Origin of the sequence: Caulobacter sp. B11, assembly GCF_002737765.1 — a bacterium.
In the GTDB taxonomy this organism is placed as follows: domain Bacteria; phylum Pseudomonadota; class Alphaproteobacteria; order Caulobacterales; family Caulobacteraceae; genus Caulobacter.
Map to the genome: position 1 here is coordinate 1 of NZ_PEGG01000378.1, position 2,804 is coordinate 2,804.

Below are 2,804 nucleotides of genomic sequence, written 5' to 3' on the forward strand. Positions count from 1 at the left end.
GGCCCGGGCCGACGACCTGCGGCCCGGTTATCTGGAGCTGACCCAAACCTCGCCCTCGGCCTGGCGCCTGGTCTGGAAGGCCCCGATCCGCGGCGGCCTGGCCACCCATGCCGCGCCGGTCCTGCCGCCCGGTTGCCAGGCTCCGCCGCCCTCCCGCACCCTGGTTGGCGGCGCCCTGGTCGAGGTCTGGAGCCTGGACTGTCCCAAGGGGCTGGCGGGCCAGGCCGTGGGGCTCAGCGGTCTGGACGCGACCTTCACCGACGCCCTGGCGCGGATCGCGCCGCTGGGGCGGCCGGTGCAGGTCGCGCGCCTGACGGCGGATCATCCGTCTACGGAGGTTCGCACGACGCCGGACCGGCTGCAGGTGGCTCGCACCTATCTGTTTCTGGGCGTCGAGCACATCCTGACCGGCTACGACCACCTGCTGTTCGTGCTGTGCCTGGTGCTGCTGCTGCGCGGCGGGATGCGGATCGCCAAGACCGTCACCGCCTTCACGATCGCCCATTCCCTGACCCTGGTCGGGACATCGCTGAACCTGATCAGCCTGCCGCGCCAGCCGGTTGAGATCGCCATCGCCCTGTCGATCGTGTTTCTGGCCGTCGAGATCGTCAAGTCGCGGCCCGAGGGGCCGCCGCGCCTGTCGGAACGGGCCCCCTGGCTGGTGGCCTTCGCCTTTGGCCTGCTGCATGGGTTCGGGTTCGCCGGGGCCCTGGCCGAGATCGGCATGCCCGAGCGCGAGGTCCCGACCGCGCTGCTGACCTTCAATATCGGCGTCGAGATCGGGCAGCTGGTCATTGTCGGCGCCGGCCTGCTGGTCCTGGCGCTCATCCGCCGCTTCGCGCCCGAGCGGCTGCGGCTCGTTCAGCGCGTCAGCGCCTACGGCATCGGCGTCACGGCCGCCTACTGGTGCATCGCCCGGGCCCTGGGCTGACCGATCTTGGTCGCCCGCGCGATCAGGGGGCGACGGGGATCATCACTTCGTTGCGCCGCATGAACCACGGGGTCCAGGGCGGATTATATTGCGCCAGGGACGCCGGGCCGATCGCCCGCAGGCGGTGGGTGGACACCCGCTTTTCCAGATCCGCGGTCTTGTCGGCGACCGCCTCCGTCCCGGCCAGGCCGGAGAAGCGCAGCACCGCGAAGCGGGACGGCGGGATCTGGCGGAGCTTCACCTTCGGATCGTTCGGCGCGGGCAGGGCGTCGAGCGAATAGGCGCTCGGCATGGTGAACCGGACGGTCCATTGGTTGGCGCTTTGGGTCTGGGTCACCGGCGCGGTCATGGCGATCTTCTGGCCGGACGGCGCTTGGGCCACCGGCGCCGTCATGGCGATGCTCTGGCGCGTCGTGTTGCCGCCGAAGATGTAGCCGGCCAACAATCGAAAGCCTCGACTGGCCGCTTGCTTCTGATCGCCGCTGACGGTCACCTCGGCGACCACCAGGGCCGGATAGTCGCGCACTTCAAAATCGCCCTCGTGGAGGACGACCTTGAAGGTGGGTTCTTCAACGGCCAAAGCGGTGGTCCCCAGAATGACGGCGCCAAACGCCGCGCCCAGAACAATGCGTCTCAGGGTGATGCTCATCTGTTGTGCTCTGCCCCGGCGCCGTGAATGTCGCCATTCGCCAGGGCCAAACGCCCGGCGACTAAGCCTACACCGGACTGAACGGACCAGGGTCTGACTTCGTTGCGTGACGGCCGCGCCTCGGGGCGGTGGCTGTGGCCGGCAGCACCGAACGCCTCAAGAGCGCGCCTTCAGGGCGGCGATCCGAGCGCCGATGCGCGTGAGTTCTGCGCGGCATCACGCGCCTCGAGCGCCTTGCGGATCGTATCGTGCGCGGCCTTGTCCATGGTGTGACCGCTTATCAGGGCAGCGCCAGCCAGCGCCAAAAGGGCAGGCACGACGGCGAAGCTGACCGAGAGAACGAGCAAGGCGAAGGGGGCATTGTCGGCCCCCGAGTCCGCCTTGAATCCGAAAAATTCCAGCGCGCTGACGGAAGCAAAAACCGCGACGGCGGAGCCGATCTTCACGGCCCCGCTCAGCAAACCAAACATGAGACCGCTGCGATCCACACCGCTCTTGAGACGCTCCTCGTCACCCAGGTCGGCCATCATGGCGCGCAACAGTATTGGCCCCGCGCTGTAGGGCAGGCCGGCAAGGATCATGGTCACGATCCCCCAGACCAGACCCTCTGGCGCGAGCAACACCGACACCTGGGCGACGGCATAGGCGACTGCGGCGATGGCCAGGGCGCGATGCTTGCCGATCGCCTGTCCGAGCCGCCCCCAAAGGGGCGCGCCCAACAGTGCGCCGATAAAATAGAGCAGCAGCAGCAGGCCGGCTTCGGAACGGTCCCAGCCGCGGAGGGCTTCAAAATAGAAGAAGAACAGTGTTCCGGCGATCACCGGACCCGTCCCCAGAAGAATATCCGAGGCGAGCAATCGCAAAATCGACGGCCGGCGCATCAGATCCAGATAGTGGCGCCAAGTGGCGGAATTGGTGTTCGGCGGCGACTCCGGCTCGTGAATTGAGAACAGCGCCAAGAGGATGGCCACGGGCAGGCTCAACACCACGAACCAGCCCATGGCCCGCACGCCCTGCCCGTAATCGAGTCCGAAGCCGATCTTCATCAGCGGCGGCATGGCGAGCACAATGAGCATGCCCGCGACGGTGAAGCCCTGCCACCAACTGAAGACGCGCGCGCGCTGCCCATAGTCCGGCGCCAGTCGGGCCGCCCAGGTGACGTGGGCCATCGTCGCCATGGACTGGCCCAGAAAGCCCAAGATCAGCCAAAACAGGATGTAACCG

3 protein-coding genes are annotated in these 2,804 nt (G+C 67.7%); 1 reads left to right on the forward strand and 2 read right to left on the reverse strand.

Annotated elements, in window-relative coordinates; translation table 11 throughout:
• Positions 1 to 931 (forward strand): HupE/UreJ family protein (locus CSW58_RS13085; RefSeq protein ID WP_099447573.1); only part of this gene is annotated, 931 nt, incomplete at its 5' end.
• A gap of 22 nt (positions 932 to 953) precedes the next feature.
• Here the strand turns inward: CSW58_RS13085 and CSW58_RS13090 are convergent.
• Both CSW58_RS13090 and CSW58_RS13095 read right to left on the reverse strand, forming a co-directional pair.
• Positions 954 to 1,580 carry a heme-binding protein gene (locus tag CSW58_RS13090; protein ID WP_099447574.1) on the reverse strand — a complete coding sequence of 209 codons (627 nt, stop codon included), beginning with the start codon at positions 1,578 to 1,580 and terminating at the stop codon, positions 954 to 956.
• A gap of 170 nt (positions 1,581 to 1,750) precedes the next feature.
• On the reverse strand, positions 1,751 to 2,804 hold a 1,054-nt coding region (locus CSW58_RS13095; protein ID WP_099447575.1), incomplete at its 5' end, for an MFS transporter.